General features: G+C 47.3%; 23 protein-coding genes. 2 read left to right on the top strand and 21 right to left on the bottom strand.

The genetic code is table 11. The features are described from left to right. Positions 1–243: 243 nt before the first annotated feature. A complete protein-coding gene (locus MHB49_RS08205; protein ID WP_405155740.1) occupies positions 244–1,182 on the bottom strand; it encodes a DMT family transporter in 939 nt (312 codons plus the stop codon). A gap of 93 nt (positions 1,183–1,275) precedes the next feature. On the opposite strand from MHB49_RS08205, the gene MHB49_RS08200 reads away from it, so the two are divergent. Next, a complete protein-coding gene (locus tag MHB49_RS08200) occupies positions 1,276–2,724 on the top strand; it encodes a PLP-dependent aminotransferase family protein (RefSeq protein ID WP_405155739.1) in 1,449 nt (482 codons plus the stop codon). A gap of 461 nt (positions 2,725–3,185) precedes the next feature. Here the strand turns inward: MHB49_RS08200 and MHB49_RS08195 are convergent, their stop codons facing one another. The 16 genes from MHB49_RS08195 to cysT form a co-directional block, all read right to left on the bottom strand. Further along, positions 3,186–3,812, bottom strand: a complete 627-nt coding sequence (locus tag MHB49_RS08195) for an ABC-2 transporter permease (RefSeq protein ID WP_405155738.1) — start codon at positions 3,810–3,812, stop codon at positions 3,186–3,188. Beyond that, entirely contained in the window at positions 3,805–4,674 is an 870-nt protein-coding gene (locus MHB49_RS08190) for an ABC transporter ATP-binding protein (protein WP_405155737.1), read from the bottom strand. The genes MHB49_RS08195 and MHB49_RS08190 overlap by 8 nt, the downstream gene beginning before the upstream one ends. Further along, entirely contained in the window at positions 4,671–5,051 is a 381-nt protein-coding gene (locus MHB49_RS08185; protein ID WP_405157079.1) for a GntR family transcriptional regulator, read from the bottom strand. Before MHB49_RS08185 ends, MHB49_RS08190 begins: the two co-directional genes overlap by 4 nt. 219 nt (positions 5,052–5,270) lie before the next feature. After that, positions 5,271–5,852, bottom strand: a complete 582-nt coding sequence (gene clpP, locus MHB49_RS08180) for an ATP-dependent Clp endopeptidase proteolytic subunit ClpP (protein ID WP_062326868.1) — start codon at positions 5,850–5,852, stop codon at positions 5,271–5,273. A gap of 18 nt (positions 5,853–5,870) precedes the next feature. After that, positions 5,871–6,737, bottom strand: a complete 867-nt coding sequence (locus MHB49_RS08175) for an RNA polymerase sigma factor (RefSeq protein ID WP_405155736.1) — start codon at positions 6,735–6,737, stop codon at positions 5,871–5,873. Positions 6,738–6,899: 162 nt separating this feature from the next. Further along, complete coding sequence (locus MHB49_RS08170; protein WP_405155735.1) at positions 6,900–7,688, bottom strand: MBL fold metallo-hydrolase; 789 nt, start codon at positions 7,686–7,688, stop codon at positions 6,900–6,902. A gap of 208 nt (positions 7,689–7,896) precedes the next feature. After that, positions 7,897–8,343, bottom strand: coding sequence for a hypothetical protein (locus MHB49_RS08165; protein WP_247901356.1), 447 nt, complete (start codon positions 8,341–8,343; stop codon positions 7,897–7,899). Between the two features lie 62 nt (positions 8,344–8,405). Beyond that, positions 8,406–9,341 carry an ABC transporter ATP-binding protein gene (locus MHB49_RS08160; RefSeq protein ID WP_247901355.1) on the bottom strand — a complete coding sequence of 312 codons (936 nt, stop codon included), beginning with the start codon at positions 9,339–9,341 and terminating at the stop codon, positions 8,406–8,408. Next, positions 9,338–10,363 carry an ABC transporter ATP-binding protein gene (locus MHB49_RS08155; protein WP_405155734.1) on the bottom strand — a complete coding sequence of 342 codons (1,026 nt, stop codon included), beginning with the start codon at positions 10,361–10,363 and terminating at the stop codon, positions 9,338–9,340. The genes MHB49_RS08160 and MHB49_RS08155 overlap by 4 nt, the downstream gene beginning before the upstream one ends. A 105-nt stretch (positions 10,364–10,468) precedes the next feature. Further along, positions 10,469–11,314: an ABC transporter permease gene (locus MHB49_RS08150; protein WP_113051907.1), complete on the bottom strand. Its 846-nt coding sequence runs from the start codon at positions 11,312–11,314 to the stop codon at positions 10,469–10,471. Between the two features lie 7 nt (positions 11,315–11,321). Further along, positions 11,322–12,272, bottom strand: a complete 951-nt coding sequence (locus MHB49_RS08145; RefSeq protein WP_062326882.1) for an ABC transporter permease — start codon at positions 12,270–12,272, stop codon at positions 11,322–11,324. A 273-nt stretch (positions 12,273–12,545) separates the two neighbouring features. Beyond that, on the bottom strand, positions 12,546–14,153 hold the full coding sequence (locus MHB49_RS08140) for an ABC transporter substrate-binding protein (RefSeq protein ID WP_405155733.1): 1,608 nt from the start codon (positions 14,151–14,153) through the stop codon (positions 12,546–12,548). A gap of 223 nt (positions 14,154–14,376) precedes the next feature. Then, positions 14,377–15,441: a sulfate ABC transporter substrate-binding protein gene (locus tag MHB49_RS08135; RefSeq protein WP_405155732.1), complete on the bottom strand. Its 1,065-nt coding sequence runs from the start codon at positions 15,439–15,441 to the stop codon at positions 14,377–14,379. A gap of 54 nt (positions 15,442–15,495) precedes the next feature. Next, a complete protein-coding gene (locus MHB49_RS08130) occupies positions 15,496–16,560 on the bottom strand; it encodes a sulfate/molybdate ABC transporter ATP-binding protein (RefSeq protein WP_405155731.1) in 1,065 nt (354 codons plus the stop codon). 1 nt (position 16,561) lies between these two features. Then, positions 16,562–17,359 carry a sulfate ABC transporter permease subunit gene (locus tag MHB49_RS08125; RefSeq protein WP_405155730.1) on the bottom strand — a complete coding sequence of 266 codons (798 nt, stop codon included), beginning with the start codon at positions 17,357–17,359 and terminating at the stop codon, positions 16,562–16,564. Continuing rightward, complete coding sequence (cysT, locus tag MHB49_RS08120; RefSeq protein WP_247901350.1) at positions 17,356–18,171, bottom strand: sulfate ABC transporter permease subunit CysT; 816 nt, start codon at positions 18,169–18,171, stop codon at positions 17,356–17,358. The genes MHB49_RS08125 and cysT overlap by 4 nt, the downstream gene beginning before the upstream one ends. Before the next feature lie 495 nt (positions 18,172–18,666). On the opposite strand from cysT, the gene MHB49_RS08115 reads away from it, so the two are divergent. Further along, the gene (locus MHB49_RS08115) at positions 18,667–19,068 is read left to right on the top strand and encodes a secondary thiamine-phosphate synthase enzyme YjbQ (protein WP_247901349.1); all 402 of its coding nucleotides are present in this window, start codon (positions 18,667–18,669) and stop codon (positions 19,066–19,068) included. Between the two features lie 187 nt (positions 19,069–19,255). Here the strand turns inward: MHB49_RS08115 and MHB49_RS08110 are convergent, their stop codons facing one another. The 4 genes from MHB49_RS08110 to MHB49_RS08095 form a co-directional block, all read right to left on the bottom strand. Then, on the bottom strand, positions 19,256–19,858 hold the full coding sequence (locus MHB49_RS08110) for a TetR/AcrR family transcriptional regulator (protein WP_063564400.1): 603 nt from the start codon (positions 19,856–19,858) through the stop codon (positions 19,256–19,258). Between the two features lie 5 nt (positions 19,859–19,863). Further along, positions 19,864–20,496: a YigZ family protein gene (locus MHB49_RS08105; RefSeq protein ID WP_247901348.1), complete on the bottom strand. Its 633-nt coding sequence runs from the start codon at positions 20,494–20,496 to the stop codon at positions 19,864–19,866. Between the two features lie 161 nt (positions 20,497–20,657). Then, the gene (locus MHB49_RS08100; protein ID WP_405155729.1) at positions 20,658–22,013 is read right to left on the bottom strand and encodes a glucose-6-phosphate isomerase; all 1,356 of its coding nucleotides are present in this window, start codon (positions 22,011–22,013) and stop codon (positions 20,658–20,660) included. 185 nt (positions 22,014–22,198) lie between these two features. Further along, entirely contained in the window at positions 22,199–22,516 is a 318-nt protein-coding gene (locus MHB49_RS08095; RefSeq protein ID WP_111621343.1) for a pyrimidine/purine nucleoside phosphorylase, read from the bottom strand. Between the last annotated feature and the right edge of the window lie 127 nt (positions 22,517–22,643).

Here is a 22,643-nt window from a genome sequence, read left to right as displayed (position 1 = left end):
GCTATCTTCGCAGTATAATATTTGAGTTCATTTTCTTTAATACCTATCTCATTCACACTCTACTTTACCTAGCCTGAACGAAAAAATCCCAGATTACGACATCTTGCGATGACGTAGCCCGAGATATTTAATTTCTTACATTAATGTATTTCTCATCATACTCCTGCAAACAGTAAAGTTGGCCCAAGTCTCTGCCTGTTCAGAATGGTTCTTCGCCTATTCCTGTGCTGAATTACGCTTCACCTACTTTACCACAGTTTTGGAGGCCTGGACCAATGGACCGGTACGTTTTCTTTTTCTCAACCAGCCCATCACTTTCTCATTCATCGCCAGCAAACCTGAAACAATCAGCACAACGCCGACCCACGTAACCCAGCTTACATGCTCATTGTAGAGAACAGCCCCAAGACCGACTGCAATCGGTGGCGAAATGTACAGCCATGTCGCCGGGAACAAAGGGCTAGTACGAGACATAATCCAATAAAACAAGCTGTGTCCTACCATCGATCCGATCACGGTCAAATAGATCAGGGACGAGATGGCTGGGGCCCAATCCAGTCCAGTAGTATTCCATGATTCCGTCACCGCCGAAAGCCCGGATAAAAGCAATCCTCCGTACATCATTTGCACCGCGTTGATCGCTACAGGATTAGCCTCCTTAAACTGGTTAATGACCTTTTTGGAGTACAACGCTCCTGCAGAGTAACAGACTTCACCCACCAATACGGCAATACAGCCCCATAGCCACAGGGAATTACCACCAATCGATACACCCGGCAATACAACGAGGATAACCCCGGCAAAACCGATCAGGCATCCCGCAATCATGCGTGCAGACGTTTTTTGACGCAACAGCGCTGTCTGCATCACCATAATCATCAGTGGCCCTGTTGCGGACAGAATCGCACCAACACCCGAGCTCACATATTGCTCAGCCCAATATAAGGTCGCAAAGGTCCCGAACGTCAATCCGGCCCCCGTCAAGAGCATCTCTTTCCGCCATAGTAAAGACAGGTTCACTTTCCCTTTCATCCACATCCATGCAAACATTAGAGCACCTGCAATGATAAAACGTAGTCCGGCCGACAGAAAAGGCGGCATGCCTGCCTCCACGCCAATTTTAATCACTAGAAACGTTGTTCCAAAAATAAGACACATTACGGTAAATGCTAATGCAACCATGCTAGCCCCTCCTTCATCTGTTCTCCATCATATAGCATTGTCTACAGAACAGAATGAATAAAACAGAACAGTTAGTTCCCGTTTACTGTTACAATGGAGTTCAAAAGGAGCGTGAGCCGGGTGGGCAAAGCCATTATGATGACAGATAACAGCCTTAAACTATATGAGCAAGTGGTACATTATCTGGTTGTACGGATCGAAGCCGGAGAGTGGAAAGAGCATGAGAAGCTGCCGTCTGTGCGGAGCCTGTCTGAGCTGCTCGGTGTACATCGTCTTACCGTTTTCAAGGCTTACCAGGAATTAAAGGATCGCGGGAACGTTTACGTCAAGGATAAGTCCGGTTATTTTGTCAGTCCTGCCGCCCCTTCTCCTGTGACGGATCAGGCCGATGACCCGGCAGTGTCTGCCTGGTTGCACTGGGATTCACTTGCCCGCGTGCACTCCCTGGAGGCGGAGTACCAATTTTCCAAATCATTAATCGACCCTGCCTTGCTGCCAAACCGTTATTGGGGAGAACTGATGCGGGATTTGCTGGATATATACCCCCGTCTGCTCGGTACATATTCCACGATTCAAGGAGATCTGGAGCTGCGGAGTGCCTTGGCAAGTCATCTCACGACCAAGGAACGCTTCTATATCTCGGCCGATGAAGTTCTTATCACTTCTGGTGCACAGCAGGCCATTGATGTCATCTCACGAAGTCTCGTCAGACCCGGTGACCGTGTGCTCATGGAGCGGCCAACGTACGGGCCTGCGATGGAAATTTTCCGCAAACAGGGCGCAAGGTTGATTTTTACCGATGTTCACCCGGAGGGTTATGATCTGGAACAGATTGAACGCCTGATGAAGCAGGAAAAGCCAAGAGTATTTTATATGACGCCGACCTTCCATAACCCTACAGGTATCAACATCCCGACCGAGCAGCGCAAACAATTACCTGAGCTGGCGGAACAGTACGGATGTTTTCTGGTGGAAGACGACAGCACCTATGATATCTATTTCAAGGAGAAGCCTCCTGCGCCGATCTTCACATACGATACTACAGGGCATACACTCTATATTCGCAGCTATAGCAAATATGTCGTACCGGGTCTACGGATTGCCGCAATCATGTGCCGTCCCCGGTTCATGCCGGGATTACAGGCCGTCAAAGCACTGACAGATAACGGATCACCTCTGCTGAATCAGAAGCTTTTTCTCCGTTATTTTCAGTCCCCACGCATGCATCAGCACCTGTCCAAGCTGCGCACTGCCATTCAGCTGCGGATGGAAGTGATGGAACAATGCCTTCAGGAAACAGAGTGGGCATGGACCCGTCCCAAGGGTGGACTTAACATCTGGGTGGAGCTTCCGGAGGGAGTCGACACAGGGCGCCTGCTTCACCGATGCATGGAGCATTCCGTCGCTTTTGTGCCGGGAACAGTGTTCGATCCTTCCGATGCGGCCGCCAGTCGCAAGCTGCGCCTCTCCTTCTCCTATGCGCATGAGCAGCAGATCCGGGAAGGTATGAGCAGGCTGATTGCATTGGCTGAAAATACGTGATGACACGTTGCAAATTCTGCAAATGCAAATTAACGTATAGCTTTGTCTGGCAGGTTGAGAGGATGATGCATCTTGTGCAAACATAAAAGAGGATGTCCCATAAGTCATGAATATGACGGGGGACATCCTCTTTTAGTGTTATTTTGTTTTAATGAACCTGATACACGCTATTCGCTCCCATTTGCCAAGATCTGAGATCTAACGAATCACAGAGACGTTATTTCGTCCATTCATTGATTTTTTAGGTTTTGAAGCCCTTTTATGACGAAATAGCGTTACTGAGGTTCGTTAAATTTTGCAACCGTTGATGATCTAGCTTTTAAGGTGTGGTAGGTTCGTTAGCGCTTGGATCGAGGCGTATTCCTTTTGAGACAGCCCCTTTTGAGCTCTGTCATCTCGAATGCCAGACTAAACAGAAAGCTGATGTTTTTATTTTTTATTAAAATTCTACTCCATTCATCCTATAGATCCTTCCTTGCAAACAGACGGACTGTTACAAAATAGGAGGCAATAAACAACAGAACAACGCAAACTGAAACAAAAATATAAACCGAAGCACGACCCATTCCGTTCTCGCCTGCCATACTCATGAGCGAGGCAACAGGTTGCGCTAAAATAATAAGAACGAACATGAATACCGTATTAATGATTCCAGCTCCCTTTTTACTAAGGGCGTAAAAAAGAGGCATATAGATCGAAATTAAAACGAGCACCATTCCAACCGAAATCAGGATGTCCAGTACCGAAAAGTTGGGCTTGTTCAGTTCGGGGAAAAGGAAGTTAACAAGCCAGTGAGCGCCAGACGAAGCGAAAACGCCAAAAAGCGTATAGAGAACGGCAGACAGATATTTCGCTTGCACAATGTTTCTACGGCTAAGCGGAAGCGTGACAAGAAATTTATGATTATGGTTTTTGATATCAATCATGGTTGCAAGCATGATCGAACCGAAAGCGGTATAGATCCCTACAAAATACATCGACATTTCGACTGTCGGGATAAATGCGACACTGAATACAACAAAATAAAAAATAATCATCCATAATGAACTTTTTAAAGCGATATAATCTTTGCGAAGCAAGTTAAGCATGATGCCGTTCCCCCTTGGCCGTAAAATAGATGAGGTCTTCGAGAGAGGGTCTGTGTAAAAGAGCGTGACTACCAAATAACTGCTCTACCTCCGCCCTGTTATCTGCCAAGCCTTCAAAACCGACCGCTGTCTCACGGATTCCGACGAATTGTCTTCGGGTGTCCGCATCAAGCAGCTTCATGTCCCCTTTTACGATCGTGTACTTTTCAAGCACATCATCCTTTGCTTCATTAAACACAATTCTTCCTTTATTGATGAACGTAATATAGTCTGCTATACGCTCCAAATCGGTTGTAATATGAGTCGAGAAAATAATGGATTTGGTTTCGTCCTGTATCATATCTGAAAGCAGGTCAAGCAGTTCTCTTCGAAACACAGGATCAAGTCCGGATGTCGGCTCATCCATAATAAGCAGCTCTGCATTGTGAGATAAAGCGACAGCCAGTGAAAATTTGATTTTCATCCCTTTGGACAGTTCCTGAATCTTCTTTTTGGGAGACAATTCGAATTGCTCCAGATAGCTGTTAAATTGCCTTTCATCCCATTTCTTATAAAAGGGAGCAATCATGCTTTTCATTTCACGTATCGTAAGGTGCTCATAATAGAAACACTCATCTGAAACAATACCAATGCGCTCCTTAACGTTAACTTCCTGAGCAGGCACCGCGTTTCCCAACGTTCTGATGCTCCCGGAGTCCGGACGAATCAATCCGGTGATCAGGCTGATCAGTGTACTTTTCCCCGCCCCGTTCGGTCCGATAAGTCCGGTAATATACCCTTGTTTTACATCCAAAGATATCTGATCCAGTTTGAATAAGGGGTACGTTTTCGATAGGTTGCGCAATTCAATTGCGTTCGTCATGTGTGTTCCTCCTCCACTAACAACGTAAAATGCTTAACTACTTCCTGAGCACTCATGCCCAGTTCCTTGCTCTCACGAAGGATATCGAGCATTTTCTCTTCCATTCGCTTCAGCCGCTGTTCCCGAATAAAATCCTGATTGGCCCCGGAGACAAAACTGCCTTTGCCTACGACAGAATCAATCAGCTTCTCTTTCTCCAGCTCCTCATAGACACGTTTGGTTGTAATTACGCTGACCTGCAGATCCTTCGCAAGTTGACGGATTGAGGGGAGACTCTCCCCTGCAACCAGTTCCCCGCTTAAAATGCTCTGTCTAATCTGGGTCAGAATCTGTATGTAGATCGGATCGCTTGAAGCGTTTGATATTAGTATTTTAATGTTCTCTCACCTCACTCGTTTCAACAATCCAATCCATGTATGGTGTATATATATAATATACACACTATACATGGATTTAGTCAATATTCGTAGATTCTTTTTCCAATCCAGACAAGACAGCAAAGTAGCCCGAAAAGTCGAATGACCTCTCGGGCTACTTTGCTGTTCATTTTTCTTGCTTTTTTTAGTCGTGTTTCTTAGCACGTATTGTTACTTTACTTACGTACTGGATATCACCTTATCCACTAGTCCATACTCGACGGCTTCCGCAGCGGTCAGGAAGTAATCTCTGTCGGTATCCTTCTCAATCCGCTCCATCGGCTGTCCCGTATGATCAGCAAGCAGCTTGTTGAGGCGCTGACGGTGCTGGATAATCCGGTTGGCGTGAATCAGCATATCCGAGGCCTGCCCCCGTGTTCCGCCAAGCGGCTGGTGAATCATGATTTCGCTGTTTGGCAATGCCAGCCGTTTCCCTTTTGTTCCACCAACCAGCAGGATCGTGCCGAAGCTGGCCGCCATGCCTGTGCATATCGTAGAGATGTCAGGTTTCACGAATTGCATCGTGTCATAGATGGAGAATCCGGCAGTCACGGAACCCCCCGGACTGTTGATATACATCTGGATATCCTTCTCCGGGTCCTCTGCGGTCAGAAACAGCAACTGGGCCACGATCGCATTGGCCATCTGATCCTCAATTTCCCCGGATACCATAATGATCCGATCTTTCAGCAAACGGGAATAAATATCATAGCTCCGCTCTCCGCGGGCTGTCTGTTCAACAACATAAGGTACCACGTTCATGCATTTTGCCTCCCCGGTTTACGCAACCATGCTGACCGTATATCCTCCCCCATACGACATGAAATTCGTACCGGAGCTTGAATAACTGTACATCACTGGCTGCATCGATTGAGACGGCAGAGTCTGCTGCAAAATCGTTCCCGCCACAGCTATCGGATCATCGGTCTGATTCAGGCATAAATCAATTAAACGGGCTGTATCACCACTGCGAAACGCCAGCAAATAACTGCGCAGTTCATCCCGGTTTTGCTGATGTTCTTCCAATTGATTCGTCTGATCAGCATCCGTTTCGTTCAGACTGTGCCTCACTTTCGCCAGGGCAGAACGGGCACGACTAAGGGCGGCTTTGACCGCACCTTCAGTCGTGTCCAACAGTTCAGCAGTCTCTACCGTCGTGTATCCCATCAAATCACGTAACATATATATCGCTCGCTGCCACGGTGGCAGTTCATCCACAAGGATTTGAACAGCTGACTCGACTTCCTCGAATCGCTCTTCTTCCTCAAATTCCTGCATAAATGGCTTCATGCTTTCCAATTTGCTTGCCAAGTTCTCACGCTTCCGTATGGCGTCAATCCAGGTGTTGCGTGCAACACGGATGAGATAGGCTTCCCAGTTCATGTCCGCTGTCATTCCCGTTCTTCGGGCAGCTGAAGAGGATAATGCTTTAACACATGTATCCTGAACCAGATCCTCCGTCTCCCAGACTGAACCAGTTAATGACATACAGTAGGCGTACAACGAGCCCAGCAGGCTCGGAAGCGCAGCTTCAATCGTTTGCTCTAACGTATACCCGGATTGAACACCGGAATGGTTATAGGGTTCAATCGGTTTATCATCATGTGGTCTGTTGATTCTGCAATCCACGGACTTCACAAAGGCCATGTTTTGGGCCCCCCTTTGTTGGTTCCTGATTGATCTTGCTTCAATTCACTTGCTGTAATGGTCTTACACTATGTAAACGAAGAACATCCGGCAAAGGATACGCTCTTCTGAATTTATTTTTTTGTTTACTTGTCACTCTTTCGTTATCGTGTGAATCCTACTTCATATTATATGTTTCTCAAGAGGTATCGTCAGACCGGTAAGTGCCAGCGCAATCCCTTGATCCAAATCATAATTCTGGCGTATATCCACGTCGTGAGACATATGTGTAAAATAGGTCTGACCCGGCTTCAAATCCTGCAACAGCTCCTGCGCCTCAACCATATCGTACACTGAGCGGGTGGAGAATTCCGCAAGTTCATGAACAAAGCTCGTTCCAAGGACCAGCAGATCCAGCCCGTACAACGGCTGCTTCTCCGAAGCCTTCAGATCAATGGCATCCGAGCAATATGCCCAGCTGTACCCTTCACGTTCCAGTCGATACGCATACGAATAGCCATTACGACCGTGGCATACTTTCCAGGAGTGCACCTTCCATCCACTGAGCTCGATATCCGCATCCGTTTCCAGAAAATCCATATGGCGACCGAGCCATGGAAATTGACTTTGGATGGTCGCAATCACCTCCCGTGGTGCATACAACTGCCCTTTTACACCCAACCAGCGACACGCATCTGCCCATTCAGGCAGGCCTCCAATATGATCAAAATGCGCATGTGTGATCAGCAGCGTCTGCACCATCCGCATCCCTTGGTCTTCCATCTGTGACCTCCAGTCCGGTCCGCAGTCAATCATGAATGGTTCGTACTCGCCATCACTATGGATCAAAACAGCAGCACGTTTGCGGCGATTGATCCCCGTAAGGCGGGCTTCTGTGCAGACGTCACAATTACAATACACCCGCGGAACACCCATCGCATCCCCGGTTCCCAGAAATGTTAGCTGATTCATTATGAAAAGTCCCCTCTCTACCCCGGAAGCAATGCATCCCAAATTCATGTTCCATCCAATTAATGATATGGATATGTAGATTGTAATCTCCCACCTCTGTATTTGCAAAAAAAAAGACCATCCCGCCGCAGTTATTCACTGCAAACGGGACAGTCTCCGTTGTCTGACATGTAGCAGTCCAACTTCATATCCTTTGTTACGCTATCAGCTAAACCAAAGCCCGCAGCTTCAACGTCAATTCCTGACCCTCAGGCACTTCCTTTGACTCGGTAATGACCCAGTTTGATGCAAGGCGTTTGGCCAGCACATCTGCCTGCTCCGGTTTTAATTTCAATCCGGTTACGATGCCTTCACCAACAGTGAAGTCTTGCTCCGGCTGTAATCCAAAGGACTTTTGCAAGTAGATGCCCAGCCCACCACGAGTGTTAAAGGTAATCCGGTAGCCGTCTTTAACCGCACCTTCCAGATTCTCACCATGCTCGTCTGCATAGGAGAAAAGATCATCATATCTGTAGTGCTCCTCAGATACGGCATCAAAAGCAGACACATCTTTAGCCTGTATAGCCTTCAGAATTTCGGCATCGGACATGCCTTTGCCACGAGCCTGTTCCAACCGAATAGCTGTATTTTGCGACAACTTAAACTCAGCGCTCATCCAACTCACACCTTCCTGTCACTGTATATCATGATTCCATTGATATTGATATTTCTAATCCATTATATCCTGTCCCGATAGCCGGATACAAAGTGTCCAGGCGAAACTTCCATCCACTCCGGTTCTTCATCCCGTTTCCGAGCGGATGGGTCGGTATCGCCACTGTAGATTGGCGGCATCACGTTACGGACGCTTGGATCAGGTACAGGAATTGCCGCCAGCAAAGCCTGAGTATACGGATGTACCGGATTACGATACAGTTCTTCTGTGGGTGCAACTTCCACCAGCTTACCGCGATACATCACACCGATTCGGTTGGAGATATGACGTACCATCGACAGATCATGGGCAATGAACAAATAGGTCAGTCCGAGCTCTGCCTGCAAATCTTCAAGCATGTTGACTACCTGTGCCTGTACGGACACATCCAGGGCGGACAACGGCTCATCACACAAAATGAACTCCGGGTTCACCGACAATGCACGGGCAATACTGATCCGCTGACGCTGCCCCCCACTGAATTCATGTGGATAACGCTCTGCGTGCTCTGGTTTCAGGCCTACACGGTTCATTAGGTCAAGCGCTCGCCCCTTCATCTCTGCCTTGGAAGCGTAATTATGAATTTCCATCGGTTCACTTATAATCTGCAGGACATTCATACCCGGATTAAGTGAAGAATAGGGGTCCTGAAAAATCGTCTGCATCCGTTTGCGAAATGGCTTCAACTGGCGTTCATTCATCTTCGCAACGTCCTGTCCGCCAAACATAATGCTTCCGTCCGTCACATCATAGAGTCTTACGATGCTGCGTCCAGTCGTTGATTTGCCACAGCCGGATTCACCGACCAGTCCAAATGTTTCTCCCTTGTGAATATGAAAACTGACGTTATCCACAGCTTTCACGACGTCTTTGCCTTTGCCAGCACCGCGTACCGGAAAATATTTTTTCAGGCCACGCACGTCCAGCAGCACTTCGCGCTGATCGGTTCCTGTACTCATTGGTCCACCTCCCCTGACGTTGCTCCTGCTTGTACTTGATGTTGTTCCCGACCTTGATCGTCCAGCAACCAGCATAATGCTCGATGACCGGGTGCCGTCTCGGTATACGCAGGCATCTGTTTGCATACTTCCATGGCATGTGGGCAACGTTCCATAAACGGACATCCCGTTGGTGGATGAAGCAGATTGGGCGGTGTACCTTCAATGGTTGCCAGCCGCTGGCGTTCACCTTCGGCGCCGTGCTTCGGAATGGAGCGCAGTAATCCCTGAGTATACGGATGCTGCGGGTGAGCGAAAATACGCTCCACTGGTCCCTCTTCCATAATGAGTCCCCCGTACATCACAATCACTCGGGTGCAGACCTGAGCAACGACACCAAGATCATGCGTAATCATCAGAATGGACGTCTGCGTAGAATCTTTCAGTTCCTGCATTAGCTGCAAAATCTGTGCCTGAATAGTCACATCCAACGCTGTCGTTGGTTCATCGGCAATCAATAACTCCGGCTTGCAGGACAAGGCCATGGCGATCATTACCCGCTGTCTCATGCCTCCGCTGAACTCGTGTGGATATTGGTCAATTCGTTCTTCCGGGGAAGGAATGCCCACTTGCCGCAGCAACTCAATCGCTTCCTTGCGTGCAGCCGACTTGTCCATTTTCCGGTGACGACGAATGACCTCTGTCATCTGTTTGCCTACACGAACTACTGGATTAAGTGATGTCATCGGGTCCTGAAAAATCATCGAGATGCGGTTGCCCCGGATCTTGCGCAGCTCATTGTCCGACTTGGTCAGCAGATCCTCTCCACGGAACAGAATCTGACCATCCGTAATCCGGCCCGGCGGCTGAATCAGCCGAATCAGCGAACGGGCAGTTACACTTTTGCCACTGCCGGACTCGCCGACCAGTCCAACCACTTCGCCTTCTTTTAACGTAAAACTCACACCCCGGACGGACTGTACCTCACCTTCCCGAGTTGCAAAGGACGTTTTCAGTTGTTTGACCGATAATAAATCTGTCATTGTTGTATTCACCCCGCTGTTTACATAATATGGGCTGTCCATTATATAAGTTAAAAAAATTATTTTCACACTAGAACACTACTTGATCAACTCAACTTCAATCATTTATCGCTTGTTCGCTTTGGGCTCGAAGGCTACGCGGAACACATCCCCCAGGAAGTTAAACGACAGCACCGTCAGCAAAATAAACAGTCCCGGGAAGATCGCCATATACGGCGCTTCACTAATAAAGCCCTGCGCATCATTCAACATGCTGCCCCAGGAAGAATTAGGTTGTTTAACACCCAGTCCGAGGAAGCTTAGCGACGATTCCATCAGAATCGCACTCGCGATGTTGATGGTTGCTGCAACAATAATGGTTGGAATAATGTTGGGAATAATGTGCTTCATGATGATCCGGCCGGGCTTTTGACCCGATACACGTGCATACAGTACGTATTCCCGCTGCTTAACCGACATCGCTTCAGCCCTGACAATCCGGGCAATATTCATCCAGCTCAGCACCCCGATAATGACAATAATCGTACCGATCCCCGGCTTCAGATATGCGTTCAGGATCAGCATCAGGAAGAAGGATGGAATCGACATGAGCACATCAACAATACGCATCAACGTATTATCCACCCAGCCGCCAAAATAACCACTAACCGTACCTACAAGTGTTCCCACAATAACGGCGATTGCCATGGACAGGAAACCTACGGCTAGAGATACCCGTCCTCCGTACAACGCCCGGGCCAAATAATCCCGTCCGTAATCATCCGTACCAAACCAGTGATCTGCACTTGGTTGTTGAAGCCGCTCCATGACTACAATTTCATTAGGATCATGCGGAGACAGAAACGCAAACAGGGATGCGAGCACAAAGATGCCCAATATGATGACAGCCGCAAGGCCCAGTTTCTGCTGTCGGAACTGCGTCCGTAAATTACGCCAGCGCATTGAATTCATGTTTGTCTCACCCCGTTGTCTTGATTCGTGGATCTACCACGCCATATAAAATATCAGCTACCAGGTTTCCGACAACCAGCAGCACAGAGGACATCATCGTAATGCCCATAATAATCGGATAATCCAAGCCGTGAACGGCTGAAATCCCCAGAGATCCCATTCCCGGCCATGAGAAAACAGACTCTGTAATAAACGCTCCAGCAATCAGCTCCGGCAAAGACATACCGAGAATGGTGATTACAGGCAGCAGTACATTTTTGAGCACATGGCGAAGCAGTACGGTTCCTTTCGTTGCACCATAGGCATACTGGATCTGAACATAGTCCTCTTCCAGTTGACTAATGGTATTCGAACGAATATAGCGCATGTACACGGACACGTTCATGAAGGTCAATACTGTACATGGCAAAATGCCGTGTTTAATAATGTCCCATGCAGAGTCCATGCCCACCGTTCTCATACCCATGCTTGGTAACCAGTGCAGCTCCACTGCAAAGAAATAGATCAGCATCATGCCGAACCAGAAGCTTGGAATTGATATCCCGATATACGAGATTAGACTGAGTCCACGATCAAACAAACTGTTTTGACGCGAACCTGCAATCATGCTCAGCGGAATGGAAATCAGTAAAGACAATAATAGCGATGCCCCCATTAATCCAAACGTAGCAGGCAAGCGTTCAATAATCATTTCGGCTACCGGGCGATGGTTCACCAGTGAATAACCAAGGTCGCCAGATAGTACATTTTTGAGCCATACAACATACTGAACGTACATCGGCTGGTCGAGTCCAAGGTTCTGCCGAATACGTTCCACATCTTCTGCCCCCATATTCGGGGTAACAAAGGAAAGCACCGGATCGCCCGGCGCCAGCTTGATCAAGGTGAACGATACGATGGAGATTACAAAAAGAAGAGGGATCGCTTGTGCGATCCTTCGGACAATATAGTTGTTCACATGGGCACCTCCGAATCAACGCCGGCCTCGCGGCCGGCGTTATTGGCTTGTTATATAGAATGAACGCATATGGATTGAACCAAGGATTCACATCGGCCACTCCGATGACGGAACAATCTTACGATCGCTGTTATCACCAGATTTCTTTGATTCCTTTATAAAAAGGGGAAATCTGGGGATAAAGGCGAACACTTCGTTTCTCCAGATTTTTTCTGCCCTCTACGTTCTTTGTGTACTCCATAGGTTTCAAACAATACGTTTCATTCTATATAATTATTTTTTATAGATTTTTGACAGATCTTCAAGCATAACAACTGGTTTTGGATTTGCATCCTCCACGCCGCCGTATGTGTTATCCACTGCTACTACTGCTTTTGTATAGGCGATTGGATATACCGTCATTTCGTTTGCTACCGTTTGTTGGATTTGTTTGTACAAATCGCCGCGTTTCGTTTCATCGATTTGAACGGCTGCTTCATTCCACAGCTTGTCGAAATCGGCATTTTTGTAATGGGAGTAGTTGTATGCCGCATCACTCAGGAAGAGAGATTTATAAGCATCTGGCTCATAACCCATGATGTATCCACCAAAGGACAATTCAAAGTCTGTATTGTTCATGTCCAATGTACGGTTACCGTAAGCCGTTCCATCCATCGGCAGCAATTCCACTTCAATACCCACGTCTTTCAGCTTTTGCTGAATATACAGCGCTTGGCTTGTTTGCGGTTTGTTGGTGTTTGTGTAAGCAAGACGCAATTTCAGGTTGCTTACGCCTGCATCAGCCAGCAATTGTTTTGCTTTTTCCACGTTGTAGTCGTATTTCTCAACATCATCCGTTTGGTACAGCGTGTCCGGTGTCAGAATCGACGAAGCCGGTTCAGCAAAATCAGCTGAGGAATACGAAGCAGTGATCAGTTCATTTTTATCCAAAGCATAAGCGATGGCTTGACGAACTTCTTTCTTTTGCATCGAAGGCACGTTCAGGTTGAACACCATGTATTGCAAGCGGCCTTCCGGGTAAGTCAGCATGTTGAATTTGCCTGTGTCGTTCAATTTGTTGTAATCCTGTGTGTCGACCATACGCATTTGAATCTCGCCGTTTTGCAAAGCCAGGTTCGCTGCATTTGGATCTTTCGCTACACGATACGTCACGCTATCCAGATGAGCTTTGCCTGCAAAGTAGTCATCAAAACGTTCCAGTGTTACGTATTCGCCCGGACGATATTCCTTGAACTTGAACGGCCCGGAACCGATCGGATTGTTGTTTTTGTCGCTTTTCTCAATATCCGCTTCGCCTTCGAAAATGTGTTTAGGGATTGGAGAGAAAGAAACCAATGCTCCTTCAAAAGCAGCAGATACTTCCGGCAATTTGAATTCCACCGTCAGGTCATCCACCTTGGTAACTTTAACCGGTTTGCCATCAAAAATATACTGACTACGGGAAGAGCTGTGCTGTTTCTCATCAAGGATGCTATCCATGGTGAACACAATATCATCCGCTGTCAGAGGTTGTCCGTCATGCCATTTCAGGCCGTCTTTGAGCTTCAATGTATACGTCAGGTGATCATCAGAGAAGCTGTCGCTCTCTGCGAGCACATACGTTTTTTTGCCATCATTCACATTGAACAGTGGAGCATATAAAGATTGATCAATCGTCAACGTTACACGGTCACCCGCATAGATCGGATTCATCACTTTAGGATCATCCTGAACAGCAATGATGATGCTTCCGCCATCCTTCGGTTGGCCATCATCGGTTGTCGCTGTATTTTCCGCGGTATTAGACGAAGAACTTGTTCCATCACCGCTGCTTCCGCATGCACTCATGATTGCCACAACCAGAACCAGCATCAATGACAGCCACATTTTTTTTGATTTCATTATGATATTTCCCCTCGCTGTAATTTAACGTTCTGTTAGCTAGTATAGGCAAGGATTCGACAAATTGCAACGATTTTTTCCAACTTAACCTATCGGGTTTAAATGAAATAACATTAATGCCTAGCAATGCAAAAAACCTCCATATCACTTTTTATCGTGAAATGAAGGTTCGAATCGCCATTGATCTTCTGAAATTCAATAACAGGACGATGCTCGTACGGGCTTACAACCCGGCTAACACCTGGTACCACACGCCTCGTTTGGAATACAGTGTGCTGCGTACCTTGTCCCATCCGCCCAAGTAGTTAATATCGAACAGACCTTCAGGCGTTGGGAACGAGGACTTCGTCTCTGCAAACACCTCAGGGTCTACCGAACGGAAACCGTGCTTGGCAAAAATGCGCTGTGCTTCCGGTGTTCGCAGATAGGCTATAAACGCCTCCGCCAATTCACGATTGCCATGCTTATCCGCATATTTGTCCACAACAACCGCCGGATTCTCAATCAGGATTGTGTTTTTGGGAACTACGATATCATAATTGACACCCTTGGCAATCCGGGCAAGCAATTCATTTTCATACGTAACGATAACGTCACCCACGCCATACTCAAAAGCCGCCATGGAGGATCGACCACTCTTATCCAGTGACTCGACATTTTCATGTACTTTTTCCAGAAAAGCTTTCGCCACGGCAGGATCTTTCTTCCCTTGCTCCTCCTCAGATAACTTCAACCCTGCACCGTAGATGGCATTAATGTCCCACTGTGCTCCGCCTGACGTCTTGGGATTAGGATACAGCACCTTAACCCCCGGCTTGGTCAAATCTTCAAAATCACGGATACCCAGCGGGTTGCCTGCTCTTGTACCCAGAACAACGATCGAGCGGGTGATCATGCCATCATTCGGTGCCTGTTTCCAGTTGGAACTGACCAGATCGGCTTTGACCAGCTTATCGATATCACTTTCCATCGCCAGAAGCGCAACATCAGCTTCGAATCCACCAACAATGGCTCTTGCTTGTGTGCCGGAGGCTTCATAAGATTCTTGAAAATGAACCGTCTGTCCAGTCTTGGCTTTCCATTTTGCCTGGAACTTGGGCAATAATTCTCCGACGGCATCTTTGGCTACACTGTAAGCACCGATAACCAATGTATTGAATTGGTCGTCTGTCGAGGTTCCGCTCTGTCCGCTTGCATCCTCCTGCTTGCTACATCCAACGGTCATGCAGACGAGCAGAAGCATGAGGACAACGTATAAAGGGTTGATTTTCTTCTTCATCGTCTGCATGGGCAGCACCTCTCTCCAAAATTCTAGAACAATTCTGAACCAAGTGATCTTCGATTAGATGATGACCGGCATTGGATCTTCCTTCAATCGGTTCTCAACAACCCAGCTATGGGTATCATTGAACAGATATGCCCGATGAACGAGCACCCGGATCTGTTGGCCGACTTGCAGCGTTGTTTTTTCGAGGGAACGATACGTTATGAGTTTATGACCCTCGACTTCAACTTCCACCATCCATTCACTTCCACGGAAATGAAGGTGTCTGACGATCCCCTTTTCAGTAGCGGACAGCATGCTAAACTCGTTCTTCAAACCGATCTCGATATACTCAGGCCGGATTAACGCACGTGTGCGCTCCCCTTCCACTGCATGTTCAAAGCCCTTAAGCTGTGAAGCGTCCTCCACGACAGTGGATTCCCCGATAAATGTGGCAACAAAAGGAGTCTCCGGGTTTTTATAAATATCCCATGGGGTACCCTTTTGCTCCAAACGGCCTTGGCTGATAATCATGATTTCGTCTGCCACTTCAATCGCTTCATCCTGGTCATGAGTTACAAAAATTGAAGTGATGCCTACCCGCTCAATCAGCTCTCTCAGCCATGAACGCAGTTCCTGACGGATCTTGGCATCAATGGCGGCAAACGGCTCATCCAGCAGCAGCAGCTGTGGCTCAGGGGCCAATGCTCTGGCAAAAGCGACACGCTGCCGCTGTCCACCAGACAACTGATGTGGATAACGCTGTTCGAAACCTTTCAGCCCCGTCAATTCCACCAGCTCCATGACCCGATCACGGATCTGGGCCTTGGGTGTCTTTTTGACCTTGAGTCCAAAGGCGATATTATCAAATACCGTCATATGTTTGAACAAGGCATAGTTCTGAAATACAAATCCGATTCCCCGCTCCTGCGGAGGCAGATGGTTTACGACCTTTCCGTGAAAACGAATCTCTCCGGAACCCGGGTTCTCCAGCCCTGCAAGCATACGCAGAATGGAAGTTTTCCCACCTCCGCTGGGTCCCAGCAAACCGATCAGATGGCCTTTGGCAATATCGAACGAGACATCTTTTACCGCATGAAAATCACCGAAATGTTTGTTCAGATCACGGACTTCCACATGCATCTCAATGCACTTCCTTTCGCTTCTTGGCCCATTCCATCATAAGCAGCAGCCCGACGGAGAAGGTAACCAGTACCAATGCCACACCATTTGCGGCAGCAACGTTAAAATTCTCAACATCCTGATATACTAGCGTTGTTGCCGTCTGCGTTTTGTTCATAATGTTACCCGATACAACCAGCACTGCACCGAATTCCCCAAGCGAGCGTGCAACCGTCAACACAAGACCATACACAACTGCCCAGCGAATCGATGGCCAAGTCACACTCCAGAACGTTCTCCAGCCGTATGCACCGAGCGTCGACGCAGCCTCTTCCTGCTGAGATCCAAGCTCCTGCAAGACAGGCATCACCTCTCGAACCATCAGTGGAAAAGTGACAAACAACGTTGCAATGACCATGCCCGGAAAGGCATAGACCACATTAAATCCAATGCCTTCAAAAAAAGCGCCCATAATGCTGTTGGGACCCAACAGTAGTACAATCATCAATCCGCCAATGACTGGCGATACGGCATAGGGCAGGTCCACAATGCTGTTCAGCAGCCCTTTCACCCGGTCACTCAGCCATCCGGCGCGAACCAGATAGATAGCCATCATAACGCCAAACAATGTATTTAACAGCGTGACAACAAGTACAACAAGTCCTGTCATCATCAAGGCATGTAGCGCCTCAGGGCGCAACAGCCCATCCAGGAATCCTCCTGCCCCGTCTTCAAATGCACCAATAAAAATACGTCCAAGCGGGATGATCAGCAGTATAATGAACACCGCAAACGTCAGTCCGATTAATAGTCTCCTCATCGTCTTCTCCCCCGCATCTGCACCAGATTAATGAGCCAGAGGATCAGAAAGGAGAGTGTTAAGAGCAGTACGGAAACGGCCGCGGCACCGGTTGGATTGTCACTTTCGATCTCGCCGTAAATAAATACGGAAGCCGTCAATGTTCTTCCCGGAATATTGCCTGCCACCAGCACAACAGCCCCAAATTCGGCCAGTGCTCTGGAGAAGGCGAGCATTCCCCCACTAATCATGCCCGGAGCCATGGATGGAAGAATGACCTGCCTGAATGTGCGGGCCTTTGATGCTCCCATCGTGTAGGATGCTTCTTCCTCCGAAGGATCAATCTCCTCAAGCAAAGGCTGCACCGCACGGATGACAAATGGAAACGTAACAAAGGTCATCGCAATCACAATCGCAGGCTGGTGAAATACAATTTCAAACCCCATGGACTCTGCCAGTTTGCCAATGGCACTGACCGGACCCAAGAGCAGCATAATCATCAGTCCACCAACGGCTGTTGGCAGAGCAAAAGGAAGATCTACCAGACTGTTAAGAAACGACCTCCCCAAAAAGCGATAACGTGTCAGCACCCAGGCAATCATGGTTCCCAGTATGACGTTAATCACCGTCGCTATTACTGCCAATCGGATCGTTAACAGCACGGCTTTCCATGCGATGGGGTCCATAATGCTTTGGATAAAGTTGCTCCATCCTTCAGAGAAGGAATTGACGTACACACCGATGATTGGAAGTACAATGAGTACGATAAAATATAACAATACGGTACTGCGGAATCCCCAAGTCCATCCCTTGTGACGAAGAACGGTATTCATTGCTGCATTCCCTCCCAGCCTCCGGTTCTATGTCCGGTCGGCAGTCTTCCTGTTTGGTACAACGATTTTCCTAAGTTGGATTTAATTACTTTATTATTATTCCCATTAGTCTACTTGGTTTTTTGCTTATCTGATACTTTACCAGTTTGCAGTGCTAATCGTCAATGCTTTTATTGAATAAAATCGTGGCGTACATTAAGATGATTTCATAAAAATTACACTTGCCACTACGCGGCCAGAACAACCTTCCGATCGCTGTTATCTCCAGATTTCTTTGATTCCCTTTTCTAAAGGGAGAAAACCGTCGATAAAGGCGAAGCGTATGCTTCCGATGCAGCTTTCTTTCAGAAAGCTTTTAGCTTCGCTTCTTCAGGTTATTTCTGCCCTCTCCGTTATCGTGTAATTGTTATAACATCGTAATACGTGGTTTGTTTGATATGTAATGGTTAAGGTACAATCTAGAGGACAAATTTATATCAAAAGGAGTGAAGTAATATGTTATATACGAAGAATCTATCGACATCCAGACGGGATGAGATGAAAGATATTACGCGGGAAGTGGAACAGGTTGTCCGCGATAGCGGTGTGCAGAATGGAACGGTTTTGATTTACTGTCCACATACGACAGCAGGCATAGCAATTAACGAAAATGCTGACCCGGACGTCAAACATGACGTACTGCTTCGCCTGAACGAAGTGTATCCCTGGGAGCATCCCGAATATCGGCATGCGGAGGGAAATACGGCTTCTCACTTGAAATCAATCACTACCGGACCATCACAAACGGTGATTATACATGAGGGCAGATTATTGCTTGGCAGATGGCAGGGCATCTATTTTTGCGAATTTGATGGTCCTCGTCAGCGGGAATATGTCCTTAAAATCATGAAAGGCTAGCCTCATCACACCCCATTTCTAGTGAATCGCATCAATCGAAATAAAAAAACAGGCGGCCCACCCTATTTTAGGGATATCATCCGCCTGTCATGGTATTCTTCGCAGAAACTTTCGCGAGACAACGTTATAAAGAATTAATGTTATGACAATTCACCGCCCTGAAGTGTAGGAGTGCGACAAAAGCGCCTTATTGGACGCCAGGCTGGTGTTGGAGATTTCGGCAGAGTACTTTGACATGAGACAACGCAGCCGATTCAATCTCTGCAAAGGTCAAACGGTCCTGAATATAATACGATATGAATCCGTGCATGGATAAAAACAGCGTACGTGGTACACATTGAATATCCTCTTCCGTACATCCCTCTTCATTCATGTATTGCCGAATAATGGAGGCAAACAATTCAAAGCATCTTCCTTGCTCCGTACGACAATACGATAACAATTCCTCATCTCGAATCATGAACATGATCTCGTACTGATACGGGTTTTCCAAACCAAAACGAATAAACTCCATCATGATATGTTCCACCTTGCTCACGCCACCCATGACTGGCCTGACCATGGCTTGCAGCAGCAAATGCCCCAGATGATTAAAGTCTTCAACCACGATGGCATAAAACAGCTCTGCCTTTTCCTTAAAATGATAATACAGCGACCCATGACTATAGCCCAGATGCTGGCCGATGCTTCGCATCGAAATGGCGCGGTATCCTTTGGTAATAAAAAGATGCCTCGCCGCCTCCAGTATCCGCTCCCTCGACAACTCCTGTTCGACTGCTCTTCTAGCCATATATTTTATTCCCCTTCAATAAAATAAAGCCGCTGTCCCTCCGTGATCCGGGATTGCCCTTGCGTCAAATCTGTGATCCAGGCCACAAATGCCTCGGTTTCACTATCCGGCGGAAGACAAGTCAACGTAACCTTATCGGTGAATCCAGTTTCACCTGTACGGACTTCCCGGCTCCTTAATTCATTTTCCACTTTGCCCAGCCATGTGTAATCCAGTTCAACCAACACTTCACGATGGAGCACTTTGGTAATCGCTTCCCCCGCTTCAATGGCTGCAACTGCTCCATCCGTATAAGCGCGAATTAACCCACCTGCTCCAAGCATAATTCCCCCAAAATAACGTGTAACAACAATAGCCACATTTTTCAATTGCTGATTTTTGATCACTTCAAGAATGGGTTTCCCCGCGGTTCCGCTTGGTTCGCCATCATCGGATTGCTTCTGGATCTCATCACGCTCACCAATCATATATGCCGAGCAGTTATGAGTAGCATTCCAATGTTTTTTCTTGATTTCATCAATAAAAGCATTGGCTTCTTCTTCCGTCGTGACCGGCATAATATGACCGATAAATCGCGACTTTTTGATTACAATTTCCAGATTGCCCGGTCCCCGAACCGTGCGATAACGTTCAATCATCCCTATCCAACTTTCCAATTTGATCCATTTTACAAGAAAGCAGTTCTCCGCGCGGACGCGGACGAACTGCCTTGGTTTAACATTCGGGGAACCATTGCTTCACAACGACTACCCGAATGTAATTACATTACCTTAATTAACTATATGAGCAAACCGATGAATTATTCGGAAAGTCTCGCTTCAAGCGCTGCTTTCTCTTCTTCAAAGCCTGGTTTGCCCAGCAAAGCGAACATATTTTTCTTGTAAGCTTCCACGCCTGGTTGGTCAAATGGATTGACTCCCAGCAGGTAACCACTAATGCCGCATGCTTTTTCAAAGAAGTATACCAGATATCCGAAAGAATATGGAGACATATCTGGAATGTTCACAATCAAGTTTGGTACTTGACCATCTGTATGTGCAAGCAGTGTTCCTTGGAACGCTTTTTTGTTAACAAAGTCCATCGTTTTTCCTTCAAGGAAATTCAGACCATCCAGATCATCCGGGTCCGCTTCGATGGAGATGTGCTCCGATACTTCAGCAACCTGAATCACAGTTTCGAAGATGTTCCGGCTACCTTCTTGAATGAATTGACCCATGGAGTGCAAGTCAGTCGAGAAATCAACGGATGCAGGATAGATTCCTTTATAGTCTTTACCTTCACTCTCTCCGTACAGTTGTTTCCACCATTCGGATACAAAGTGCAGAGATGGCTCGTAGTTTACGAGAATCTCTGTTCCTTTACCTTTACGATACAGTGCGTTACGAACAGCTGCATATTGATATGCTTCGTTCTCCGCTACGTTCGGGTTGCTGTATTCTTTGGAAGCGTCAGCCGCACCTTGCATCATTTCTTCGATGTTGATGCCAGCTGCTGCGATTGGCAGCAAACCTACAGCTGTCAGAACGGAGTAACGTCCACCTACATCATCCGGGATAATAAAGGATTCATAGCCTTCTTCATTCGCCAGTTTTTTCAGTGCGCCGCGCTCTTTATCCGTTGTTGCATAGATACGTTTGCGAGCTTCTTCTTTACCGTATTTTTTCTCCAGTGCTGCACGGAAGATACGGAAAGCAATCGCTGGCTCTGTTGTAGTACCGGATTTGGAGATGACGTTAACGGAGAAGTCTTTGCCTTCAACCAGATCCAGCAAATGAGTTACATATGTGGAGCTGATGTTGTTTCCTGCGAAATAGATTTCAGGCGTTTTACGTTTTTCTTTAGGCAGGTTGTTGTAGAAAGAATGCGTAAGCATCTCAATCGCTGCACGTGCACCAAGGTATGATCCACCGATACCGATAACGATCAGTACTTCAGAATCGTTTTGGATTTTAGCAGCCGCTTTTTGAATACGAGAAAACTCTTCTTTGTCATAAGCGGTAGGCAGGTCGATCCAGCCCAGATAATCCGATCCTGTACCTGTTCCGTTGTGGAGCTGCTCGTGAGCCAAACGAATCGGTTCAGCGAAATAGTCCACTTCATGCTGATTGACAAATTGCAGGGCAGTGCTGTAGTCAAACTTCACTTTTTTTGCCATGATCTATAAAACCTCCTGATATCGGTAGCATATTTTTTTCCGTTTTCCATTCGAAACAACTTAGCCTAAGGATACTTCAAATCCACAGGGCTGACAAGCTTGCAGCCCGAACTTTGTCGTTAGAGTTTAAGAAGCAAAAAGGGTTAACCGAATCCGCGAGTCGCGGTTCTGGTTACCCTCTTGTATTATTCCGCCGGGTACGAACAGCAGTAGTCGGTAACGCTGCGTATCTCCAGTTTAAATTTGGATTCGGCAGGCACGTGGAACGTAGCTTGACCTTGAATCTCTTGCCAATCTTCTTCTCCGGGAAGTAATACTCTCAGGTCGCCGGACAGAATCTCCATAATTTCACGGGAATCTGTGCCGAACTCATAATTCCCTGGAAGCATAATGCCCAGAGTCACCTTGCTGCCGTCCCCCAAAATAACCGTTCTGCTTGTTACCTGGCCCTCATAATAAATGTTGGCCTCTTTCACTACACTGACTTGATCGAACTGTGACATGCGTACCCGCTCCCCCTGAAGTTAATGAAAACAAAAGGCAAAACAGATCAGGGCGGTTACCCGCCCATTCTCTGCCGGAAATCACTTGCTGCTTGGACAGGACTCGCAGTTAAACTCATCCTATCCA

Origin of the sequence: Paenibacillus sp. FSL K6-0108 (assembly GCF_045040695.1) — a bacterium.
Taxonomy (GTDB): domain Bacteria; phylum Bacillota; class Bacilli; order Paenibacillales; family Paenibacillaceae; genus Paenibacillus; species Paenibacillus pabuli_B.
The sequence above is the reverse complement of the archived record's forward strand: the minus strand, read 5'-3'. Positions and strand labels throughout refer to the sequence as shown.

Excerpts from the sequence above, each read along its gene's own strand:
- MHB49_RS08205 (WP_405155740.1), bottom strand. The coding sequence starts at position 1,182 with ATGGTTGCATTAGCATTTACCGTAATGTGTCTTATTTTTGGAACAACG.
- MHB49_RS08200 (WP_405155739.1), top strand. The coding sequence starts at position 1,276 with ATGGAGTTCAAAAGGAGCGTGAGCCGGGTGGGCAAAGCCATTATGATG.
- MHB49_RS08195 (WP_405155738.1), bottom strand. The coding sequence starts at position 3,812 with ATGCTTAACTTGCTTCGCAAAGATTATATCGCTTTAAAAAGTTCATTA.
- MHB49_RS08190 (WP_405155737.1), bottom strand. The coding sequence starts at position 4,674 with ATGACGAACGCAATTGAATTGCGCAACCTATCGAAAACGTACCCCTTA.
- clpP (WP_062326868.1), bottom strand. The coding sequence starts at position 5,852 with ATGAACGTGGTACCTTATGTTGTTGAACAGACAGCCCGCGGAGAGCGG.
- MHB49_RS08175 (WP_405155736.1), bottom strand. The coding sequence starts at position 6,737 with ATGGCCTTTGTGAAGTCCGTGGATTGCAGAATCAACAGACCACATGAT.
- MHB49_RS08170 (WP_405155735.1), bottom strand. The coding sequence starts at position 7,688 with ATGAATCAGCTAACATTTCTGGGAACCGGGGATGCGATGGGTGTTCCG.
- MHB49_RS08165 (WP_247901356.1), bottom strand. The coding sequence starts at position 8,343 with ATGAGCGCTGAGTTTAAGTTGTCGCAAAATACAGCTATTCGGTTGGAA.
- MHB49_RS08160 (WP_247901355.1), bottom strand. The coding sequence starts at position 9,341 with ATGAGTACAGGAACCGATCAGCGCGAAGTGCTGCTGGACGTGCGTGGC.
- MHB49_RS08155 (WP_405155734.1), bottom strand. The coding sequence starts at position 10,363 with ATGACAGATTTATTATCGGTCAAACAACTGAAAACGTCCTTTGCAACT.
- MHB49_RS08150 (WP_113051907.1), bottom strand. The coding sequence starts at position 11,314 with ATGAATTCAATGCGCTGGCGTAATTTACGGACGCAGTTCCGACAGCAG.
- MHB49_RS08140 (WP_405155733.1), bottom strand. The coding sequence starts at position 14,153 with ATGAAATCAAAAAAAATGTGGCTGTCATTGATGCTGGTTCTGGTTGTG.
- MHB49_RS08135 (WP_405155732.1), bottom strand. The coding sequence starts at position 15,441 with ATGCAGACGATGAAGAAGAAAATCAACCCTTTATACGTTGTCCTCATG.
- MHB49_RS08130 (WP_405155731.1), bottom strand. The coding sequence starts at position 16,560 with ATGCATGTGGAAGTCCGTGATCTGAACAAACATTTCGGTGATTTTCAT.
- MHB49_RS08125 (WP_405155730.1), bottom strand. The coding sequence starts at position 17,359 with ATGAGGAGACTATTAATCGGACTGACGTTTGCGGTGTTCATTATACTG.
- cysT (WP_247901350.1), bottom strand. The coding sequence starts at position 18,171 with ATGAATACCGTTCTTCGTCACAAGGGATGGACTTGGGGATTCCGCAGT.
- MHB49_RS08115 (WP_247901349.1), top strand. The coding sequence starts at position 18,667 with ATGTTATATACGAAGAATCTATCGACATCCAGACGGGATGAGATGAAA.
- MHB49_RS08110 (WP_063564400.1), bottom strand. The coding sequence starts at position 19,858 with ATGGCTAGAAGAGCAGTCGAACAGGAGTTGTCGAGGGAGCGGATACTG.
- MHB49_RS08105 (WP_247901348.1), bottom strand. The coding sequence starts at position 20,496 with ATGATTGAACGTTATCGCACGGTTCGGGGACCGGGCAATCTGGAAATT.
- MHB49_RS08100 (WP_405155729.1), bottom strand. The coding sequence starts at position 22,013 with ATGGCAAAAAAAGTGAAGTTTGACTACAGCACTGCCCTGCAATTTGTC.
- MHB49_RS08095 (WP_111621343.1), bottom strand. The coding sequence starts at position 22,516 with ATGTCACAGTTCGATCAAGTCAGTGTAGTGAAAGAGGCCAACATTTAT.